Source organism: Microbacterium aurantiacum (assembly GCF_002872075.1).
Classification (GTDB): Bacteria; Actinomycetota; Actinomycetes; order Actinomycetales; family Microbacteriaceae; genus Microbacterium; species Microbacterium aurantiacum_A.
The window spans coordinates 73029-77260 of the sequence record NZ_PGGU01000026.1; the positions used below are offsets into that span (position 1 = coordinate 73029).

Genomic DNA, 4232 nt, shown 5'->3' on the forward strand with positions numbered 1-4232 from the left:
GCTTCACGAACAGCGAGGGCACGATCACCGCAGTGGGCGTCGAGTACCGCGACGCTCAGGGCACCTGGCATGCGACGAGCGCGCAGAACGTCGTGCCGAGCGCCAATGGCGCGCCGACGTCGATCTCGTTCGACCCCGTCGTCGCCTCGGCCGTCCGGTTGACGTTCGCGACGCCGGGTTCGTTCCTGAAGATCCCCGTGCTGGCCGTTGGCGCGCGCTCGTCGGAGTTCGTTCCGGCGGTCTCCACGCGTTGCATCGCCGGGAAGGTGCAGCTCGTCTCGACCGTGCACAATACCGGTGCGGGCACCGTGGATGCCGTCGTGGAGACGCCGTTCGGGCGCCGGGTCGTCGAAGAGGTCGGAGCGGGGGAGAAGGGCTCCGCCGTGGCCGCGACGCGCAAGGCGTCGATCGCCGCCGGCGAAGTGGCCGTCTCCGTGGGAGAGGCCGCAGTGGCGGCCGGCTATCCCGCCGCGAACTGCGGCTGATCGCAACGGTGACGGGCGGAGCCGGCGGAATCGGCACCGCCCGTCACCTTTGACCATTGACTTTCATCAAGGGTTAGTTTTAGTCTTGGAATTGCTTCGACGACGAAGCGACGGCATCCCGCAGAGAGGCGAAGATGGCACAGTTGCAAACTTTCCGACCGCGCGCATCGGTGTGGCGGAGCATGGTTCAGAGCAGGATGCTCCTGTTCATGTGCCTGCCGGCGATCGTGTTCTTCCTGGTGTTCAGCTACGCGCCGCTCCCCGGAATCTGGATCGCGTTCACCAACTTCAACTACAACGACGGCATCTTCGGCAGCCCGTTCGTCGGACTCAAGAACTTCGAGTTCCTGCTGAAGTCCGGTCAGCTGTGGCAGCTGACCCGCAACACGATCCTGTACAACATCGCGTTCATCGTGCTCGGCAACGTCCTTCAGATCGCCATCGCGGTGATGATGAACGAGGTGCGGCTGAAGTACTTCAAGAAGCTCAGCCAGGGAATCATGTTCCTGCCGTACTTCATCTCGGTCGTCCTCGTCGGCGTCATCGCGTTCAACCTGCTCAACTACGACACCGGTGCGCTCAACGCCCTCATCGAGCAGACCGGCGGCGACCCGATCAAGATCTACAGCACCGCCGGTGCCTGGCCGCTGATCATCGTCCTCGTGCAGCTCTGGCAGAGCACAGGATACGGGTCCATCGTCTATTTCGCGGCGATCATGGGCATCGACAAGGGGCTGATCGAGGCGGCATCCATCGACGGCGCCTCGGCATGGCAGCGGATCCGCCACGTCATCCTGCCCAGCCTGAAGCCGACGTTCATCATCCTGCTGCTGTTCTCGCTCGGCGGCATCATGCATGGCAACTTCGGCCTCTTCTGGAACCTCGTCGGCAACAACGCCGCGCTCTTCTCGACCACCGACATCATCGAGACCTCCGTCTACCGGATGGTCATGTCGCAGAACAACTTCACGACCTCCACCGCGGTGGGCCTCTACCAGTCGCTGTTCGGATTCGCGATCGTGCTGACCGCGAACTGGATCGTACGAAGGGTGAACAAGGAAAATGCCCTCTTCTGACCTCAAGCCGGCCGTCATCGCCGACCCGGTGACCACGGAGGCCATCGTGCTCGCCGGGCGCAAGCCCGGACGCAGGCTGCGGGAACGCCCCGGCGGCCGTCCCATCAAGCTCGAGCGCAGCGACTACGTCCTGCGAGGCATCTCCTACGTCACGATCTCCCTTTTCGCGCTGTTCTGCCTGCTGCCGTTCGTGCTGATCGTCTCAGCCTCGTTCTCCAGCGAGTCGGAGATCATGAAGAGCGGGTTCGGGCTGCTGCCGAAGGGCTTCACGTTCACCGCCTACGAGTACATCTTCAAGGCGCCGGGGCAGATCATCGGCTCGTACGTCGTGACGATCATCATGACCGTCACCGGCACGGCCGTGGGTCTGTTCGTCATCTCGATGACCGGGTACGCGCTCTGGCGACCCGACTTCCGGTTCCGCAACCAGATCTCCTTCTTCATCTACTTCACCACCCTGTTCTCCGCCGGCCTCGCACCGACCTTCCTCTGGATCGGCCGCACACTCGACCTGCGCGGCAACTACCTCGCCGTCTGGCTGCCACTGCTGATGACGCCGTGGCTCATCATCCTGATGAAGAGCTTCATGCGCACGGTGCCTTTCGAGATCGTCGAGTCCGGCAAAATCGACGGCGCCGGCGACTTCCGCATCTTCTGGCAGCTGGCGCTCCCGATGATGAAGCCGGCGCTCGCCACCGTCGGACTCTTCCTCGCCCTCGGCTACTGGAACGAGTGGTACCTCTCGTCGCTGTATCTCGGCAGCACCGTCGAGTTCAAACCGCTCCAGTACCAGCTGTACAACGTGATCAACACGGCGAACGCGTTGCGCAACTCCGTCGCCGGCTCGAACGTCAGCATCACCGACCTGCCGAGCAACACGCTCAAGATGGCGAGCGCGGTCGTCGCGACCGGCCCGATCCTGCTCGTCTACCCGTTCATCCAGAAGTACTTCGTCAGCGGCATCACCGTCGGCGCAGTCAAGGGCTGATCCCTGCCCTGCACATCCCACCCGCACCGAACCCCGCAACATCCCCCTGCACCAACAGATATGAGCCGAAGGAGTCTCACATGAAGAGAAGGATCATCACGTCCATGGCAGCGCTGGTCGCGCTGGGCGTCAGCGCGACAGCGCTCACCTCCTGCACCGCCGGCGACGGCGACCAGGAGGGCGGCGCTCCGACCGAGATCACGATGCTCGTGCTCGGCGACAAGCCCACCAACGGTCACCTCGAAGCCATGCTCGAGAAGCTGAACGAGCGCCTCGTCGAGAAGGCGAACGCGAAGCTCGACCTGTTCTACGTCGAATGGGCCGACTGGCAGACCCAGTACAACCTCCAGCTCCTCTCCGGCGACGACAACGTCGACCTCATCACCACCGCGACCGACTGGCTCTACGCATGGGAGAACGCCAAGAAGGGGGCCTTCCTGCCGCTGAGCGAGGACATGCTCAAGGAGAACGCGCCGAAGACCTGGGAGCAGGTGGATGCCGCAGGCGACTGGGACCTCACCAAGCTCGACGACGACCAGATCTACTTCATCCCAGAGGACAACTACACGCAGTGGACCAACCACGGCTTCTTCTACCGCGGTGACTGGGCGGCGCAGGCCGGCTTCCCCGACGGCGAGATCACGAAGTTCGAGGACTTCACGACCTACTTCCAGTGGATCAAGACCAACAAGCCCGAGGCCTACCCCTGGGATGTCGCCGGCGCCAACGAGTTCGCCCTGACCGGCTATCTCCAGGGCCACACCGACCTGCAGACCATCCAGCAGATCACCGCGGGCAACTACTTCCCGTTCCAGACTCCGGAGGGTGACGAGACCGATGTCACCTCCTGGTACATGGAAGGCGACGAACTGGTCGCGGCCGCGGAGATGGCGAAGGAGTGGAACGATATCGGGGTCTGGCGCGAGGACGCGCTGAACTACGACGGCGACACCCGTGAGCTGTTCTACGCCGGTCTGTCCGGCACCGACCAGCACCACACCCAGACGTTCGTGGGGCAGATCGTCGACAACATGACGACCAAGCAGCCGGGGTCCGACCCGAAGCTGTTCTCCTTCGGTTCCGAGAACGGCAACTACTTCCGCGACATCAAGACCCACGGAGCGATGGCGGTCAGCGCCAACTCGTCGAACCCGGAGAAGGCGCTGCAGGTCTACGACCTGCTCCGCAACGACGAAGAGGCCTACAACCTCATCAATTTCGGCATCGAGGGAACCGACTACGTCGTCACCGACGACGGCAAGCTCGGCTACCCCGAAGGCTACGACTCGTCGACCGACGGGCTCGGCGCCAACTTCTGGGCAGGGCGCATGGACGAGTTCGAGCTGCCGCGGACGTCCGAGGCTCCGAACAAGGAAGAGATCTACGACGCGCTCGACGCCGACGCCAAGGACTACCCGTACTCGACGCTCGTGGTGGACAAGACGCCGATCGAATCGACGCTCGCAGCCATGAGCGGCGTGCTCTCGGAGTACATCCCGCAGCTGCAGTACGGCAAGTTCGACGACCCGGCGGCGGCGATCGCCGAGATGCGCCAGAAGCTCAAGGACGTCGGCTACGAAGACGCCCGAGCGGAGATCGAAACGCAGATCAAGGCCTGGGACGACGCCCGCGAGGGCTGAGCAGGCATCACAGCCGGGCGGGTCGCGCGACGCGCGCCCCGCC

Annotated in this window: 3 protein-coding genes and 1 pseudogene; all 4 read left to right on the top strand. The window is 63.8% G+C overall.

Annotation, left to right across the window (positions count from 1 at the left end; all coding sequences use genetic code 11):
* Positions 1 to 485: pseudogene (locus CUR96_RS18825) on the top strand (discoidin domain-containing protein); the annotation flags it as partial.
* Between the two features lie 182 nt (positions 486 to 667).
* Positions 668 to 1561 (top strand): ABC transporter permease, encoded by an 894-nt coding sequence (locus CUR96_RS17050; RefSeq protein WP_219722012.1) that lies wholly within the window; start codon positions 668 to 670, stop codon positions 1559 to 1561.
* A complete protein-coding gene (locus tag CUR96_RS17055) occupies positions 1548 to 2549 on the top strand; it encodes a carbohydrate ABC transporter permease (RefSeq protein ID WP_102194532.1) in 1002 nt (333 codons plus the stop codon). The genes CUR96_RS17050 and CUR96_RS17055 overlap by 14 nt, the downstream gene beginning before the upstream one ends.
* Positions 2550 to 2629: 80 nt before the next feature.
* Complete coding sequence (locus tag CUR96_RS17060) at positions 2630 to 4189, top strand: ABC transporter substrate-binding protein (RefSeq protein ID WP_102194533.1); 1560 nt, start codon at positions 2630 to 2632, stop codon at positions 4187 to 4189.
* Positions 4190 to 4232 lie beyond the last annotated feature (43 nt).

What these genes read in the sequence shown, in the direction of transcription:
- CUR96_RS17050 (WP_219722012.1), top strand. Translation starts at nt 668, where the DNA reads ATGGTTCAGAGCAGGATGCTCCTGTTCATGTGCCTGCCGGCGATCGTG.
- CUR96_RS17055 (WP_102194532.1), top strand. Translation starts at nt 1,548, where the DNA reads ATGCCCTCTTCTGACCTCAAGCCGGCCGTCATCGCCGACCCGGTGACC.
- CUR96_RS17060 (WP_102194533.1), top strand. Translation starts at nt 2,630, where the DNA reads ATGAAGAGAAGGATCATCACGTCCATGGCAGCGCTGGTCGCGCTGGGC.